The sequence below is a fragment of the Euryhalocaulis caribicus genome (assembly GCF_000412185.1).
Taxonomy (GTDB): Bacteria; Pseudomonadota; Alphaproteobacteria; order Caulobacterales; family Maricaulaceae; genus Euryhalocaulis; species Euryhalocaulis caribicus.
The window spans coordinates 154,429-169,969 of sequence record NZ_ASJA01000001.1; the positions used below are offsets into that span (position 1 = coordinate 154,429).

12 protein-coding genes and 1 pseudogene are annotated in these 15,541 nt (G+C 64.5%); 9 read left to right on the forward strand and 4 right to left on the reverse strand.

Annotated features, from left to right (window positions below):
* The first annotated feature begins 13 nt into the window (after positions 1-13).
* Positions 14-604, forward strand: coding sequence for a glutathione S-transferase family protein (locus L338_RS00780; RefSeq protein ID WP_022696448.1), 591 nt, complete (start codon positions 14-16; stop codon positions 602-604).
* Positions 605-641: 37 nt separating this feature from the next.
* Here the strand turns inward: L338_RS00780 and L338_RS00785 are convergent, their stop codons facing one another.
* Both L338_RS00785 and L338_RS00790 read right to left on the reverse strand, forming a co-directional pair.
* Positions 642-1,226 carry a YdeI/OmpD-associated family protein gene (locus L338_RS00785; RefSeq protein WP_022696449.1) on the reverse strand — a complete coding sequence of 195 codons (585 nt, stop codon included), beginning with the start codon at positions 1,224-1,226 and terminating at the stop codon, positions 642-644.
* An 86-nt stretch (positions 1,227-1,312) separates the two neighbouring features.
* The gene (locus tag L338_RS00790; RefSeq protein WP_081639408.1) at positions 1,313-2,092 is read right to left on the reverse strand and encodes an MlaA family lipoprotein; all 780 of its coding nucleotides are present in this window, start codon (positions 2,090-2,092) and stop codon (positions 1,313-1,315) included.
* A gap of 182 nt (positions 2,093-2,274) precedes the next feature.
* Between L338_RS00790 and L338_RS00795 the strand changes: the two genes are divergently transcribed.
* The 6 genes and pseudogenes from L338_RS00795 to L338_RS00820 all read left to right on the forward strand — a co-directional run bounded on the left by L338_RS00795 (position 2,275) and on the right by L338_RS00820 (position 9,148).
* Positions 2,275-3,240, forward strand: coding sequence for an ArsR/SmtB family transcription factor (locus tag L338_RS00795; RefSeq protein ID WP_022696452.1), 966 nt, complete (start codon positions 2,275-2,277; stop codon positions 3,238-3,240).
* Entirely contained in the window at positions 3,240-4,166 is a 927-nt protein-coding gene (gene metF, locus L338_RS00800; RefSeq protein ID WP_022696453.1) for a methylenetetrahydrofolate reductase [NAD(P)H], read from the forward strand. Before L338_RS00795 ends, metF begins: the two co-directional genes overlap by 1 nt.
* A pseudogene (gene metH / locus L338_RS00810) lies at positions 4,163-7,987 on the forward strand (methionine synthase). The gene metF and the pseudogene metH overlap by 4 nt, the downstream one beginning before the upstream one ends.
* 3 nt (positions 7,988-7,990) lie before the next feature.
* Entirely contained in the window at positions 7,991-8,419 is a 429-nt protein-coding gene (locus L338_RS00815; protein WP_022696454.1) for a YybH family protein, read from the forward strand.
* 70 nt (positions 8,420-8,489) lie between these two features.
* Entirely contained in the window at positions 8,490-8,657 is a 168-nt protein-coding gene (locus L338_RS16845) for a DUF4166 domain-containing protein (protein WP_081639409.1), read from the forward strand.
* Positions 8,654-9,148 (forward strand): ATP-dependent zinc protease family protein, encoded by a 495-nt coding sequence (locus L338_RS00820; RefSeq protein WP_022696456.1) that lies wholly within the window; start codon positions 8,654-8,656, stop codon positions 9,146-9,148. The genes L338_RS16845 and L338_RS00820 overlap by 4 nt, the downstream gene beginning before the upstream one ends.
* Positions 9,149-9,150: 2 nt before the next feature.
* Here the strand turns inward: L338_RS00820 and L338_RS00825 are convergent, their stop codons facing one another.
* Positions 9,151-9,846, reverse strand: a complete 696-nt coding sequence (locus tag L338_RS00825) for a hypothetical protein (protein WP_152485772.1) — start codon at positions 9,844-9,846, stop codon at positions 9,151-9,153.
* A 78-nt stretch (positions 9,847-9,924) separates the two neighbouring features.
* On the opposite strand from L338_RS00825, the gene L338_RS00835 reads away from it, so the two are divergent.
* Positions 9,925-11,205 (forward strand): O-antigen ligase family protein, encoded by a 1,281-nt coding sequence (locus L338_RS00835; protein ID WP_022696458.1) that lies wholly within the window; start codon positions 9,925-9,927, stop codon positions 11,203-11,205.
* Here L338_RS00835 and L338_RS00840 read toward each other — a convergent pair.
* Positions 11,197-14,790: a hydantoinase B/oxoprolinase family protein gene (locus L338_RS00840; RefSeq protein ID WP_022696459.1), complete on the reverse strand. Its 3,594-nt coding sequence runs from the start codon at positions 14,788-14,790 to the stop codon at positions 11,197-11,199. The two genes, L338_RS00835 and L338_RS00840, sit on opposite strands and share 9 nt — an antisense overlap.
* Before the next feature lie 48 nt (positions 14,791-14,838).
* Here L338_RS00840 and L338_RS18065 point away from each other — a divergent pair, with 48 nt between their 5' ends.
* Positions 14,839-15,534, forward strand: coding sequence for a J domain-containing protein (locus L338_RS18065; protein ID WP_022696460.1), 696 nt, complete (start codon positions 14,839-14,841; stop codon positions 15,532-15,534).
* The last annotated feature ends 7 nt before the right edge of the window (positions 15,535-15,541 follow it).

Here is a 15,541-nt window from a genome sequence, read left to right on the forward strand (position 1 = left end):
GGCGGCGCGCGCGATGATCCTCTACGGCGACTCTGGCAGCGGCAATTGCCTCAAGCCCAGATGGGTCGCCGATTATCTCGGCCGCGATTATGAATGGCGCGAGGTCGACGTCACGTCGGGCTACACGAAAAGCGCAGAGTTTCTGGCGATCAATCCGGCCGGGCAGGTTCCCTGCCTGGTCTTCGCGGACGGCGGCGGGCATCTGGCGCAGTCCAACGCCATCATGCTGTTCCTGGCGGAAGGCTCTGACCTGATCCCGGCCGATGCGTTCGCCCGCGCCAAGATGTTCGAATGGCTGTTCTGGGAACAATACAGCCACGAACCGGCCATTGCGGTGCGGCGCTTCCAGAAGAAATATCTCGGCAAGCCCGATAGCGAGATCGACTCCGCCCTGATGAAGAAGGGCGAGGCGGCGCTGAGCCTGATGGAAGGCCAGCTGGGCAAACACGATTATTTCGCGCCGGCCTCGCTCAGCCTCGCCGACATCGCGCTGGCCGCCTATACGCGGGTCGCGCCGGAGGGCGGGTTTGATCTTGAACCCTATCCGAAAATCCGCGACTGGCTGACCCGCGTGGAACGCAAGCTCGGCCTGGACCCGGCCTAGCCTGCCCGCTGCCCGCCGCCCGCCGCCCGGTGGGCGCTCAGCGGTCGTGCATGCCCTTGCCATCGAGGATGCGTGGCCGGTGTTTCTCGATCCGCGCCGTCCGCGTTTCGGATTTCCGGGCGCCGGAGAAATGCAGGATATAGCCGCGTTGGCGGCCGGGCGTCAGCGCCTCGAACGCGGCTCTGAAATCGGGATCCTCATCGAAGCAATCGACAAGCTCGTCAGGCAGTTCAGGCTCCGGCGCGGCGTCCAGCTCAAGGCCTGCTTTCTCGGCCTCGATCGCCGCTTTCACGAAGCCCTGGATCGCGCCTTTCCGTCCGGAGACGTCTTCGGTGCTGGTAAAGTGCAGGCGCCGCCCGTGGCGGGAATTGGGGCCGGGCGCATGCAGCAGGCCGCCGGGATCGTCCAGAAGCGCGCCCTTGAAGAACATAAGCGCCAGATGGTCTTTCATGCGCTGGATAATGGCGATGTTGCCGCCTTCGAAGCTGTAACAGGGCTTTCCCCATTTAAGCTCTTCGGTCAGCCCGCACTCGAGGAGGATTTGGCGCAGCGTGTCAGCCTCGCCTTTCCATCGCTCCGCCTGTTGAAAGGATTTGTCGAGCTGGGTGTTCCTGGCGGCCATGTTTCAAGTCCCTGGCAAATGGTGCTCCGGGCACCGCAGCACAGGGAAAAGGCGGCGGGCAAGGTCCGACTGCCGCGCCGAAGGATTCAGGGCCGCTCCGGCGTTTCCGGGCGGGCGCCGTAGCGGTGCTCGATCTCCACTTCGCGGCGCTCATGCGCGATGTGGTCGATATTCATGATCTCGTCGGACCGCGCCTGCTCATAGGCCCGCCGGTCCTTCATGTAACCGTCTTCATCCTCGGGCCGGGCGGCGACAGTCTGGGCTTCATCCATCGTGTCGACAGCGTTGACCCCCATCTTGGCGGCCGACAGCGCCCCGGGCAGGCGAACCGGGTTCATCAGCCCGTCTACCACGCCGCCTGAAAAGTCGCGGACATTGGTGGAGCCGCCCAGCGGCGCAACCATGTAGGGGCCGGGGGCTGTGCCCCATTTGCCCATGGTCTGGCCGAAATCCTCGCGCCGCTCATGCAGGTGGATGGCGTCGGCGACATCGAAAATGCCCAGCACGCCCACCGTGGAATTGATTGCAAAGCGCGAGGCCGCCACCCCGACCGTCGCCGGTTCGGCCTGCAACGCGCCGTTCAGGGCGTTGGTCGGTTCGCCCAGATTGGAAAACACGTTCTTGATGTGGTGCACGGTGTTGTTCGTGCCCGATTCCGCGTCATCGGACATGGTGCCGTCCACGCGATTGGCCACGGGCGCGACCACCCGCTCCGAAACGGTCTCGTTCAGGCCGTGAATCGGCCGGTTTACCCGCTCCAGCGGGTCGCCATAGGCGACGTCATGCTGTGTGGACGAGGCGCAAGCCGTCGCCCCGCACATGGCGGCGGCGCAGCATAACAGCGATATCGAACGGGACTGTCTCATGGCTCCATACTTCAAACGCGCCAACGGCGGGAAAGGCGCCGGAGACGACTGATATTGCAGATTATCACATGCAGATCGGGGCCGAAAAATGACCACTGAACAGGTGTTTTATCCCACGATCTGGGCTTGCGCGATAATCATATAAAGATATCTTTATATCCCTAGACGCAACAAGGACCGGAATGGACCGTTTGATCGCCACATTGCGCGCCGCCGGAGAGCCAACGCGCCTGCGCATCCTCGCCCTCCTGGGCCGGGGAGAGCTGACGGTGAGCGAAATCGTCCAGATTCTGGGCCAGAGCCAGCCGCGCGTCAGCCGCCATATCAAGCTGCTGTCGGAAGCCGGTCTGGTTCACCGCATCCCGGAAGGCGCCTGGGTTTTCTATCGCCTGTCCGACGCGGACAGCCCCTCCCGCCGCCTGGTGGATGCGGTTACCGCGAACCTGCCGGAAGAGGACGCCGTCCTGCGGCGGGATCTGGAGCGGCTGGAGATGGTCAAGGCGCATCGCGCCGAAAATGCCGACCGCTATTTCGAGCAGGTCGCCGACGACTGGGACCGCATTCGCGCGCTGCATCTTTCCGAAGACGCCGTAGAAGACGCCATGCGCGCCCTGACCGGCAACCGGAACTTCAATTACATGGTGGATATCGGCACCGGCACCGGCCGCGTGCTGGAGCTGTTCGCCAGCCAGATCAAGCGCGGCGTCGGCGTCGATATCAATCGCGACATGCTCAGCGTCGCGCGCGCGAACCTGAGCCGCGCCGAGGCGGGCCATGTCTCGATCCAGCAGGCCGACCTTTACGCCCTGCCGTTCGAGGACAATTCGGCCGACCTGGTGACCATTCACCAGGTGCTTCACTATCTTTACGACCCCGGTCACGCCCTGACCGAAGCGGCCCGCGTCATGACGCCGGGCGGCATCTTGCTGATCGTCGATTTCGCGCCGCATCAACTTGAATTCCTGCGCACCGAGCACCAGCACCGGCGTCTCGGCTTTTCCGATCAGGAAATCAGCGAATGGAGCAAGGCCGCGGGCCTTATTCCGATGAAGAAAAAGTCCCTGCGGCCGACGGGCTCGGGCGAACGCCTGACCGTCAAACTCTGGACATTCAAAGCCTCGGCCGACGCCGAGATGGAGACTGCTTAATGACTGACCTTGGACCTGTCGCCCTCGCCGCCGTCGAGGATCGCGGACGGCCCGACGTATCCTTCGAGTTCTTTCCGCCCAAGACCGACAAGGCGGAGGAGCGTCTGTGGGACGCGATCCGCAAGCTGGAAACGCTCAATCCGCGTTTCGTGTCGGTGACCTATGGCGCCGGCGGCTCCACCCGCGACCGCACGCACCGCACGGTGAAGCGGATCAAGGACGAGACAACGCTGACGCCCGCCGCCCATCTGACCTGCGTCGACGCCTCGAAAGACGAAGTGGACGCGGTGGTGAAGGATTACTGGGAGGCCGGTATCCGCCACATCGTCGCCCTGCGCGGCGACCCGGCGGGCGGCATCGACGACAAGTTCGTCGCCCATCCGGAAGGCTACAAGAACGCCACGGAGCTGGTGAAGGGAATCAAGGCGATTGGCGATTTCGAGGTCAGCGTCGCGGCCTATCCGGAAGTGCATCCGGAATCGCCGCACATGGATCACGAGATCGACGTCCTGAAGCAGAAGATCGACGCCGGGGCTGACCGGGCGATCACGCAGTTCTTCTTCGACGCCGAATGCTTCATCCAGTTCCATGACCGCTGCCGCAAGGCCGGTATCGAGATTCCCATCGTGCCGGGCGTGATGCTGCAGCCCAATTTCAACGGCCTGAAGAAGATGGCCGGCATGTGCGGGGCCAAGATCCCGGACTGGTACGACACGCTTTATGAGGGCCTCGACGAGGACAAGGACACGCGCCAGCTCCTGGCCGCCTCCATCGCGGCGGAGTTCTGCGCCACCCTGCAGGCCGAGGGCTTCAACGAATTTCACTTCTACACGCTGAACCGCGCTGACCTGGCCTACGCGACTTGCCGCGTGCTGGGGATGAAGCAGCAGGTCCAGCGGCGACCCATGAAGGAGGCCGCAGAATGAACCGCAAGGAACGCATCGAAAAATTCCGCGAAATCGCGAAAGAACGCATCCTGATCTTCGATGGCGCCTGGGGCACCATGATTCAGGATTACGGCTTCATTGAAGACGATTTCCGCAACGACAAGTTCGCCGATCACCCCTGCGACCTGAAGGGCAATAACGACATCCTGTCGATTTCCCGCCCCGAGGCGCTGAAGGAAATCGCGCGCGCCTATATGGAGGCCGGCGCCGATATCATCCTGACCAACACGTTCAGCGCGACCGAGATCAGCCAGGCTGACTATGAGTGCGAACCGCATGTTCACGAGATCAATCTGAACGCCGCGAAGATCAATCGCGAAGCGGCCGACAAGATGACCGAGGAAACCCCGGACAAGCCGCGTTTCGTCGCCGGCTCCATCGGGCCGACCAACAAGACGCTGTCCCTGTCGCCGGACGTGAACAAGCCGGAATATCGCGAAATTTCGTTCGACTATCTGAAAGACGTCTACAAGGCGCAGGCCCGGGCGCTGGCCGAGGGCGAGGTCGATTTCTTCGTTGTCGAGACGATCTTCGACACGCTGAACGCCAAGGCCGCCATCGCCGCGATCATGGAGCTGGAAGAGGAAACGGGCGATCACATCCCGACCGTCCTGTCCGGCACCATCACCGACAAGTCCGGCCGCACCCTGTCCGGTCAGACGGTGGAGGCGTTCTGGCATTCGATCCGTCACGTCAAACCGTTGATGGTCGGGCTGAACTGCGCGCTGGGCGCCGAGGACATGGAGCCCTTCCTGGCCGACCTGTCGCGCGCCGCGGACTGTCTGGTCCACGCCTATCCCAATGCTGGCCTGCCTAACGAAATGGGCGAGTATGACGAGTCGCCCGAGGCGATGTCCGAACAGCTTGGCCGCTGGGCCAAGCGCGGCCTGATCAACGCGATTGGCGGGTGCTGCGGCACAACGCCGGACCATATCCGCGCCATCGCGGAGGCGGTCGGCGGACACTCGACGCGCAGCCTTCCGGAGAAGGAAGTCGCCATGCGTCTGTCGGGGCTGGAGCCGTTCACGGCGGCGGCCTGATCGCGACGTTCGCGGGACGCCAAGGACTTTCACACGAGACCCTCAAAGGGGGCTTCGACCATGAGCCAATCGGCTTCGAGTTTCATCAATATCGGCGAGCGGACCAACGTCACCGGCTCCGCGCGCTTCCGCAAGCTTATCGAGAACGAGGACTATGACACGGCGCTGGAAGTCGCCCGCCAGCAGGTGGAGAACGGCGCACAGATCATCGATGTGAACATGGACGCCGGCCTTCTGGATTCAGAGGCCGCCATGGCGCATTTCCTCAAGCTGATCGCCTCCGAACCGGACATTGCCCGCGTTCCGATCATGATCGACTCGTCCAAATGGACAGTGATCGAGGCCGGCCTGAAATGCGTTCAGGGTAAGGCCATCGTGAACTCCATCTCCATGAAGGAGGGCGAGGAAGGCTTCATCGAGGAAGCCCGAAAATGCCTGCGCTACGGCGCGGCGGTCGTGGTCATGGCGTTTGACGAGGAAGGTCAGGCCGACACGAAGGAACGCAAGGTCGAGATCTGCCAGCGGGCCTACAAGATCCTGACCGAACAGGTCGGCTTCCCGCCCGAAGACATTATTTTCGACCCGAACATCTTCGCGGTCGCCACCGGGATCGAGGAGCATAACGACTACGCCAACGCCTTCATTCAGGCGGCCAAGGAGATCAAGCAAACCTGTCCGCACGCCCATATCTCGGGCGGCGTTTCCAATATCTCCTTCTCCTTCCGCGGCAACGAACCAGTGCGCCGGGCCATGCACTCGGTCTTCCTCAAGCACGCCATCGAGGCGGGCATGGATATGGGCATCGTCAATGCCGGCCAGCTCGACATCTATGACGATATCGATCCCAAGCTGCGGGAGCTTTGCGAGGACGTGATCCTCAACCGCCATGAGGACGCGACCGAAAACCTGCTGGAAGCGGCGGAGGAATATCGCGATGCCGGCGGCGGGCAGAAGGACGACAAGAAGAATCTGGAATGGCGCGAATGGCCGGTCGAAAAACGGCTGGAGCATGCGCTGGTCCGCGGCATCAATGAATATGTCGTCGAGGACACAGAGGAAGCGCGCCAGAACGCAGAGCGCCCCCTGCACGTCATCGAAGGACCGCTGATGGACGGCATGAACGTCGTCGGCGACCTGTTCGGCGCGGGCAAGATGTTCCTGCCGCAGGTCGTGAAATCGGCGCGCGTGATGAAACAGGCCGTCGCCCATCTGACGCCCTTCATGGAGAAGGAGCGCGAGGAGCTGGGCCTGGCCGAGGAGCCGAAGGGCCGCGTCGTGCTGGCTACGGTCAAAGGCGACGTGCACGATATCGGCAAGAATATCGTCGGCGTCGTGCTGCAATGTAACGGCTACGAAATCACCGATCTGGGCGTCATGGTGCCGTCCGAGAAAATCCTGAAAACGGCGAAGGAAATCGGCGCCGACATCATCGGCCTGTCCGGCCTGATTACGCCGAGTCTCGACGAGATGGTGAATGTCGCCGCGGACATGGAGCGGGAAGGCTATGACCTGCCGCTGCTGATCGGCGGGGCCACGACCTCCCGCACCCATACAGCGGTGAAGATCGAACCGGCCTACAAGGCGGGCCCGACCATTCACGTCATCGACGCCAGCCGCGCCGTGGGCGTCGTGTCCACGCTGCTGTCGCAAGACGACCGGCAGAAATATATCGACGACATCGCCGCCGATTACGACAAGACGCGCGAGGTTCATGCCCGCTCCAAAGGCAAGCGCAAGCGCCTCAGTCTTGAAGAGGCGCGCAACCGCAAATTCGATATCCAGTGGGATCACTATGATCCGCCCGCGCCGAAAAAGCCGGGCGTGCACGTGATCGACGACCTGAAGATCGCCGATCTGCGCCCCATCATCGACTGGACGCCCTTCTTCGCCGCCTGGGACATCAAGGGCCGCTATCCCGATATCCTGAAAGACGAGGACAAGGGCGAAGCCGCGCGCAACCTGATGAAGGACGCGGAGGAAATGCTCGACCGCATGGAGGAAGAGGAGTGGCTGAAGCTGAAAGGCGTCGCCGCCATCTGGCCCGCCAATGCGGACGAAAACGACGACATCCAGATCTACGCCAGCGACGACGAACGGGACGAGGCCATCGCCACGTTCCACGGTCTGCGCCAGCAGGCCGACAAGGGCGAGGGCAAGGCCTCCCGCTGCCTGTCGGACTATGTTGCGCCCAAATCCAGCGGCAAGACGGACTGGATTGGCGGCTTCTGCGTCACCGCCGGGCATGGCGAACTGGAGTCGGCGAAGAAATACGAAGACGCCAATGACGACTACAACGCCCTTCTGGTGAAGTCGCTGGCCGACCGTCTGGCCGAAGCCTTCGCGGAATACATGCATATGCGCATCCGCAAGGAGTTCTGGGGCTATGCCGCGGACGAGGACTTCGATGTCAGCGAGCTGATCAAGGAAGCCTATCAGGGCATCCGCCCCGCGCCGGGCTATCCCGCCCAGCCGGAGCACACGGAAAAGGGCACGCTGTTCGACCTGCTGGGCGCCACCGACAAGGTGGGCGTGGAGCTGACCGAAAGCTACGCCATGAACCCGCCGGCCAGCGTCTCGGGCCTGTATTTCTCGCACCCCGATGCGCGCTATTTCTCGGTCGGCAAGCTCAGCCGCGACCAGGTCGAGGATTACGCGAAGCGGAAAGGCTGGGAGCTTGAGAAAGCCGAGCGTTGGCTCGGCTCCAATCTCGACTATGATCCCCACGCCGACGAACAACCGGCGGCGCAAGCGGCGGAGTAGATTATGCGCTCATTCCTTCTCGCCATAACGCTTCTGGCTGCGCCCTCCGCGACGCTGGCCGGGTCGGCTGAAGATATCGAAGCGGTCATTACCGGGCAGCAGGCGGCATGGAATGAGGGCGATATCGACGCCTTCATGACCGGCTACTGGAACAGCGAGGATCTGCGCTTCGCCAGCGGCGGCGACGTGACGACGGGCTGGGCGGAAACGCTGGCCCGCTACCATGCCCGCTATGACACGCCGGAGAAGATGGGCCGGCTGGAATTTACCGATCTGGATATCGATCTGCTGGGCGAGGACGCGGCCACGGCCTTTGGCCGTTGGACCGTGGTGCGGGAGGGCGATGATCCGACCGGCCTTTTCACCCTGATTTTCCGCCGCATCGATGGCGACTGGGTGATCGTCCACGACCATACCAGCGCCGCCGACTGAGGCGGTGCGGCGTTTTGCGGCGGGGTCCTGGGCCGCAAAACGCGTCATACCGGCTTCCGAAAGCGCGCGGATGGCGGGGCTTCCCCTGCCTGTCTGGTTGACCCCTGTCAGCCGCGCCCGCGAATATCAGGATGAAAAAGGGCGATTCTGCTTCGATGTGGATGTTGGCCTGCCCGGGATCGGGCGGCTGGTTCACTATCAAGGCTGGCTGAGCCAGGTCTCGGAAGGCGGCAAATGAGCGCGACGAATTTTGTTTTTGGCTGGCTGGAATGGGGCGCGCTGCCCGATCTCCACATCCCGGCGATCCGCGCCAAGGTGGATACGGGCGCAAAAACCAGCGCCCTGCACGCCGACGAGGTCGAGGAATTCAAAAAGGACGGCAAGGACTGGGTGCGTTTTGTCACCCGTCCGGTCACCCGGCGGCCCAAGATTTTCATCCAGTGCGAAGCGCCGGTGTTCGATAAACGGGTCGTCATCAGCTCAAACGGCGTCGCCGAAGAGCGTGTCGTGATCCGCACCCGGGTGAATATCGGCAAGCATAGCTGGCTGGCGGACGTGACCCTGACCAATCGCGACACCATGCGCTACCGCATGTTGCTGGGGCGCCGGGCCATGGCGGGGCACGCCCTAGTCGATCCGGGTGAGAGTTTCGTCCAGAAACGGCTCAGCTATTCGGTCTATAAGGAGCTGCTGGAAGACCCGGCCCACCCGGCCACGTTCGAAGGATAGGGTCAGGCCGGGGCCGCCGGGACGGCGAATAACCGCACCTTAAGCGCGGAAATCAGTCCCCACGCGCTGCCCCAAAGGTCCCGCGGCAGCAGGAACAGTCCGCCCAGAACGCCCAAATAGACCATCGATTCCGCCATTTCGTCGACCACGAACAGCGCCAGATAGTCGTATCCGAATATGCGGGCGGCAAATTGGGTCATAACAGACGCCGCGAACAGGCCGTTAAAGGCCATCAGCGCGGGCAGGGCGCGGGGACGCGCGAAGGCGATCAGCGCATTGGCGGCCACGAAAAACGTCCCGAAAACCGCCATTCCGATCAGCTTTGAATAGCTGATCAGGATATCCAGATTGTGGATGCTCAACTCGTCATGGGCGTTGACCGCGGCAATGGATTCCGGGGTCTCGAACAGCAACAGTTCCTGTCCCCAGTTCAGTTCCTCGCCCAGCAGCAAAAGGAAAAACGCCGCGCCGGGCAGCCAAAGCCAGTGCTTTTTACGGAACGCCGTGACCAGGCACAGGATCGCGCAGACCAGAAGCGTGGCGTGCTGAATGTGCTCGAACCAGTTTTCGCTGAAATTCATGCCGTGAACGGCGTCCAGTCCGCCAATGCAGACCGCCGCGGCGGAAAGCAGTACAGCGCCGATCGAAGCCATCAAACCCGCGCTGCCAAGGGGCGTCATGCCGAGTGTCGTTTTCATAACGGATTTATGAAAGCACGCAGCGTGCCAAACGTGATTTACGAAGGGTTAGCGGGCCTTCCGCGATAAGGGCGGGTCATGACCGACGCCGTTCATCCATCGCGCCCCGCGCCATCTCCGCTGTTCGGCGATCCGCGCGACGCCGCGTTCAGCGCCATGCTGCGCACGCTGGAAATGGCGGCGTTGCTGACGATCATGCTGATCCTGTCGTCGGCGCCGATGGGCATGATTATCAAGCTGCAGGGCGGCGCCTCGCCGCTGCTGCCGCTCAGCTGGGCGGCGATCTGGGGTGCGGCGCTGGCGCTGGTGCTGCTGCGGCCGCAATCCACGCTGAACGGCGCGCTCGCCTCCTGGCCGCTGCTTCTGTTGCTGTTATGGGCCTATGCCAGCATCAGCTGGTCCGTTTCGGCGCAGGATTCCCTGATCCAGAGCGTCACGGTCACCGCCGGGGCGGTGGGCGCGTTCGCCGCCGCGGGCATCTATTCCTGGCGGCGCATGATTGAAATTGCCCTCTGGATGTATGCCGGGCTGGCGGTGTTCACCGTGTTGCTGGCGCTGGGCATGCCTTCGCTTGGCGTGATGCAGGAAACCCATATCGGGGCCTGGGCCGGCCCCTGGATTGAAAAGAACTCGACCGGCCGGCACATGGCCATTGCCATCACGTTTGCCATGGCGCGGTTCGCGCACGATCCGAAAACGCGGATCTCCAGCGGCGTGCTGGCCTTCCTTTTCCTGGCGGTGTTGCTGCTGTCCACGTCCAAGACCGCGCTTCTCACCGCCATTCTGGGCGTCGGGATGGTGATCGCGGTGTGGATTATCCGCCGCGGGGCGGCGCTGGCGCTGGTGGCGCTCTATGGCGGCCTGATCGCGGCGGTGGCCGCGGGGGCCGCCGCCTTCATATTCCGCGAACAGCTGGTCCAGCTGATGGGCCGTGACCTGACCCTGACGGGCCGCACCGATATCTGGGAGTCGGTCTGGTGGCGGATCAAGGAGCGCCCGATACTGGGCTACGGGTTCGAGGCGTTCTGGGAGGGGGATAACCCCACCGCGCCCTATAACTGGGTGGTGCAGCAGGCGGGTTTCCGGCCCAATAACGCGCACAGCTCCTGGCTGGAGCTATGGCTGATGCTGGGCCTGCCGGGGCTGATCCTGCAGGGCGCCTATATGCTGTGGGGCCTGATCGCGGCGGTGTTGACCCTGATGCGGTCCAACGGCGCTTATCTGGCGCTGCCCTATCTGCTGACCACGCTGCTGGCCTCCAATGTGGAGTCGCTGCTGTTCTCGCCCAGCGCGCTGGAATGGTTCTTCGTGGTGATGATCACCTCCAAATGCGTGATCGACTGGCGCAAATCAGGCTGAGCCGTAGCCGCCGCCGCCCGGCGTCTCGATGACCAGCCGGTCGCCTTGTGACACCTCGATCCGGAAGCGCCCTTCAAGCTCTTCCGTCTCGCCGCCGGCCCGGATAACGCGCTGCTTGCCCAGCGCTGCGTCCTTCCCGCCATCAAGCCCGCGCGGCGGCACCGCGCGATGCGAGGAGATCAGGGAAACGGTCATGTCCGCGCCGAATTCGATCTCCCGAACCGATCCGTCGCCGCCGCTCTGACGCCCTTGGCCGCCGGAGCCTCCACGCACGGCGTGGCGGACCAGGCGAACGGGGAAGCGGCGCTCGATCACTTCGGGGTCGGTCAGGCGGGAATTGGTCATGTGGGTGTGGACCGCGCTGGCGCCGTCGAAATCGGCCCCCGCGCCCGCGCCGCCGCAGATCGTCTCGTAATACTGCATACGGCCATCGCCGAAGGTCAGGTTGTTCATCGTGCCCTGGCTGCCGGCCAGCGCCCGCGTGGCGCCGAACAGGGCGTCCACGATCATCTGGCTGGTCTCCACATTCCCGGCCACCACGGCGGCGGGCGGGTTGGGATTGATCATGGACCCGTCCGGAATGCGGATATCCAGCGGCACGAGGCAGCCCTCGTTCAACGGAATGCCGCCGCCCGCCAGGCATCGGAAGACATAGAGGACAGCCGCCCGCGCCACGGATGCCGGGGCGTTGAAATTGTCGCCGCGCTGCGGGCTGGTTCCGGTGAAATCGATGACGGCGGAGCGGGAGTCCTGATCCACCGTGATGGCGACGCGGATCATGTCGCCATCATCCAGCCTGATCTCGAATTCGCCGTTTTCCAGCGCGCCCAGGGTCTGGCGCACCGCTTCCTCCGCATTGTCGCGGACATGGCGCATATAGGCTTTGACCACGTCCTTGCCGCGGTCGGCGATCAGGCGGTTCAGGGCCTGTTCGCCCCGGGCGCAGGCGGCCAGCTGGGCGCGGATATCGGCCATGTTGCGGTCCGGGTTGCGGGCCGGATGCGGGCCGCCGCCGAGGATTTCTCGAATCCGGTCCTCCAGCAGCTCGCCGCCGCGCCGGATCAGGACATTGTCGAAACTGACCCCTTCCTCGTCGATCGTCTTGGAGAAGGCGGGCATGGAGCCCGGCGTGATGCCGCCGATATCGGCGTGGTGGCCGCGGCTGGCCACGAAGAACAGGCGCTCGCCCGTGTCCGGGTCGTGAACGGGCGAGACGAGGGTGACGTCGGGTAGATGCGTGCCGCCCTGATAGGGCGCGTTCACGGCCACGGCATCGCCCGGCCCGATATCCGGGTTGGCTTCCAGCGCCGATTGCACGCTGGCGGACATGGAGCCCAGATGCACCGGCATGTGCGGGGCGTTGGCGACCAGAGAGCCGTCCGCGTCGAACACGGCGCAGGAGAAGTCCAGCCGCTCCTTGATGTTCACGCTGGAAGCCGTGCGCTCCAGCACCACGCCCATTTCCTCGGCTACCGACATGAAGCGGCGGTTGAACAGCTCCAGATCGACCGGGTTGGCGATGGTGGGGTCGCTCTCGCCCGCGGCCATTGCCTCGACATGCTCCAACGCCAGCATGCCGTCGGGCAGGCGTTTGGCGCGCCAGCCGGCGTTCAGGAAGACCTGCGTCTGGTCTGAGACGATCAGGGCGGGGCCGGCCGCCGGGCCGCCCGTTCCGAATTTCTCCAGCCGGTAGACCGGGATGTCGGTCCATTCGCCGTCCAGCCAGGCGCAGCTGGTATCGGCCTGTTCGGGTTCTCCCTCCGGCGGGGCCGGGGGATTGGCGGCACCCGCGCCGGGCGGATCGCCCACGGCGTAGGCGGCCACGGACTCGATCTCCACCGTGCGGCCATGCTCGGAAAAGCCGAACAAGCGCTGGTGGTCCGCTTCAAAACGCTCGCGGATCGGGGCAACGCCTTCGCCTTCGGTGAAGGAGACGGGCAGGGCGGTATCCGAGCCTTCCATGCGCAGGCGCAGCTCGAAACGGGTTCCCACGCTGTCGGCGTCGGCGCGCTGGTCGATGACGGAGGTCCTTGCGGCCTCCGCGAGGTCACGGGCGCGCCCGACCGCCGTCTTCAGCCCGTCATCGTCCAGTGCAATCTCAAGCGCGGCTTCCCGCGCCGCCTCGATCTGAGCCAGGCCAATGCCATAGGCGGAAAGGACGCTGCCGAACGGGTGGATCAGCACGGTTTCCATGGCCAGCGCCTCGGCCACGCGGCAGACGACCTGTCCGGCCGCGCCGCCGAATCCAGCCAGCGCATAGTCAGAGGGCTTCACGCCCTGCGCCAGCGAGACGTGCTTGATCGCCTGCGCCATGTTCTCCACGGCGACGGCGAGGAAGCCCTCGGCGGCCGCTTCCGGCCCGTCCGCTTCCATTTTCGCGGCAAGGTCTGCCAGCGCCTTGCGGGAGGCGTCGGCGTCAAAGGGCTGGTCCTCGTTCGGCCCGAAAACATTGGGGAAGAAGCGCGGCTCGATCCGGCCCAGCGCCGCGTTGGCGTCGGTGACGGTCGCCGGGCCGCCGCGGCCATAGGCGGCGGGGCCGGGGTCCGCGCCCGCGCTTTCCGGGCCGGCCAGCGCGCGGCCCTTGTCATAGGTCAGGATGGAGCCGCCGCCGGCGGCGACCGTGTGCACCGCCATCATCGGCGCGCGAATGGCGTATCCCTCGATATCGGTCTGGAAGCGGCGGTCGAATGTCTCGCCATCGAAGCGCGAGACGTCGGAGGAGGTGCCCCCCATGTCGAAGCCGATCACTTTGGGGTAACCGGCGCGCTTTGCGGTCATCGCCATGCCGACCACGCCTCCGGCCGGGCCGGAGAGAAGGGCGTCGCGGCCGCGGAACGTCTCGGCGGCGGCAAGGCCGCCCGAGGAGGTGAGAAAATAGAGCGGCGCGCCCTGAAGCGAGTGCGCGACCGCATCCACGCGTTCGGCCAGAACGGGGGAAAGATAGGCGTCGGTAACGGTAGTGGAGGCGCGCGGGACGAATTTCACCAGCGGGTCGACGTCGGAAGAGCGGGAGACGTGCTCGAAGCCCAGCTCGGCCGCCAGCGCGGCCAGTTTTTCTTCCTCTTCGGCCGCCCAGTCATAGGCGTGCATCAAGCAGATGGCGGCGGAGCGAGCGCCTTCATCCTTGGCCGCCTGAAGTGCGGATTTTGCTGCCTCCAGATCCAGCGGGCGCAGGACGGCGCCGTCCGAAAGGCGGCGCGTATCCAGCTCCGCCACGCTGGAATGCAGCGGGGCGGGCTTGTCGATTCGCAGGGCGAAGATGTCGGGTCTTGTCTGGTCGCCGATTTTCAGGGCGTCGCCGAAGCCTTCATTGGTGATGAAACAGGTGGGCCGCCCCTTGCGCTCCAGCAGGGCGTTGGTGGCGACGGTCGTGCCCATTTTTACCGCCGCGATGCGGTCCGCCGGGATCGCTTCGCCGTCGCGCAATCCCAGCAAACGGCGCACGCCTTCGGAGGCGCTGTCCGTATAGCGGTCGCTCTGGGACAGCAGCTTCTGCGTCTTCATTTCGCCGTCGGGGGCGCGGGCCACGAAGTCCGTGAACGTCCCCCCGCGGTCGATCCAGATTTCCCAGCGACCGTTTGTCATCTGCGCTCCGTCTTGATCTGCAGGCCAGTCGGGGCGATCAAGGCAGCTATGTCGGTGCGAAGCAAGCTCTCCGATGCGATACGGCAGATCCGCGCCATGTTCGGCCCGGAAACGCCCGAAGACATCCCCGGACAGACGGTCCGGGAGGGCGACATCGCAGCCGCCCTGATCGCGCTTGGCGCCAAGATGGCGAAGGCGGACGGGCAGGTGACTCCCGACGAGATCGAGGCGTTCTCCGAGGTCTTTCACGCTAATCGCCGGGCGCAGCCGGGCGTGGCGCGCCTGTTCAACCTGTTCCGCCGCACCACGCTGGGCTTTGAGGCCTATGCCGGCCGCGTGGCGCATCGCTGGCGCGCCTATCCAGCAGTGCTGGAAGACGTGCTGGACGGGCTGTTCCATATCGCCAAGGCGGACGGAGCGATCACCGGCGACGAAATCGAGTATCTTGAGCGGGTGTCGGAGATTTTCGGCCTGTCGGAGCGGGAATTTCGCCGCATCCGGGCGGGGCACGATCCGCTGGCGGCGGGCGACCCCTATCTGATACTGGGCGTTGATCCGGATATCTCTGACAGCGATCTCGTCCGCGCCTATCGCCGGGCGGCGGCGCAGAACCATCCGGACGCGCTGATCGCGCGCGGCGCCCCGGCGGAGCTGCAGCGCCTGGCGGTCGAGAAGATGGCCGCCATCAACGAGGCCTATGACCAGATCCGGGCCGAGCGCGGCGATTCCAGCGCAAAAGATTGACGCCGCG

Bases quoted from the DNA above. Each gene is read 5' to 3' on its own strand.
- L338_RS00790 (WP_081639408.1), bottom strand. From the start codon at position 2,092: ATGAGACAGTCCCGTTCGATATCGCTGTTATGCTGCGCCGCCGCCATG.
- L338_RS00795 (WP_022696452.1), top strand. From the start codon at position 2,275: ATGGACCGTTTGATCGCCACATTGCGCGCCGCCGGAGAGCCAACGCGC.
- L338_RS16845 (WP_081639409.1), top strand. From the start codon at position 8,490: ATGGCGGGGCTTCCCCTGCCTGTCTGGTTGACCCCTGTCAGCCGCGCC.
- L338_RS00835 (WP_022696458.1), top strand. From the start codon at position 9,925: ATGACCGACGCCGTTCATCCATCGCGCCCCGCGCCATCTCCGCTGTTC.
- L338_RS00785 (WP_022696449.1), bottom strand. From the start codon at position 1,226: ATGGCCGCCAGGAACACCCAGCTCGACAAATCCTTTCAACAGGCGGAG.
- L338_RS00820 (WP_022696456.1), top strand. From the start codon at position 8,654: ATGAGCGCGACGAATTTTGTTTTTGGCTGGCTGGAATGGGGCGCGCTG.
- L338_RS00815 (WP_022696454.1), top strand. From the start codon at position 7,991: ATGCGCTCATTCCTTCTCGCCATAACGCTTCTGGCTGCGCCCTCCGCG.
- L338_RS00780 (WP_022696448.1), top strand. From the start codon at position 14: ATGATCCTCTACGGCGACTCTGGCAGCGGCAATTGCCTCAAGCCCAGA.
- L338_RS00825 (WP_152485772.1), bottom strand. From the start codon at position 9,846: ATGAAAACGACACTCGGCATGACGCCCCTTGGCAGCGCGGGTTTGATG.
- L338_RS00840 (WP_022696459.1), bottom strand. From the start codon at position 14,790: ATGACAAACGGTCGCTGGGAAATCTGGATCGACCGCGGGGGGACGTTC.
- L338_RS18065 (WP_022696460.1), top strand. From the start codon at position 14,839: ATGTCGGTGCGAAGCAAGCTCTCCGATGCGATACGGCAGATCCGCGCC.
- metF (WP_022696453.1), top strand. From the start codon at position 3,240: ATGACTGACCTTGGACCTGTCGCCCTCGCCGCCGTCGAGGATCGCGGA.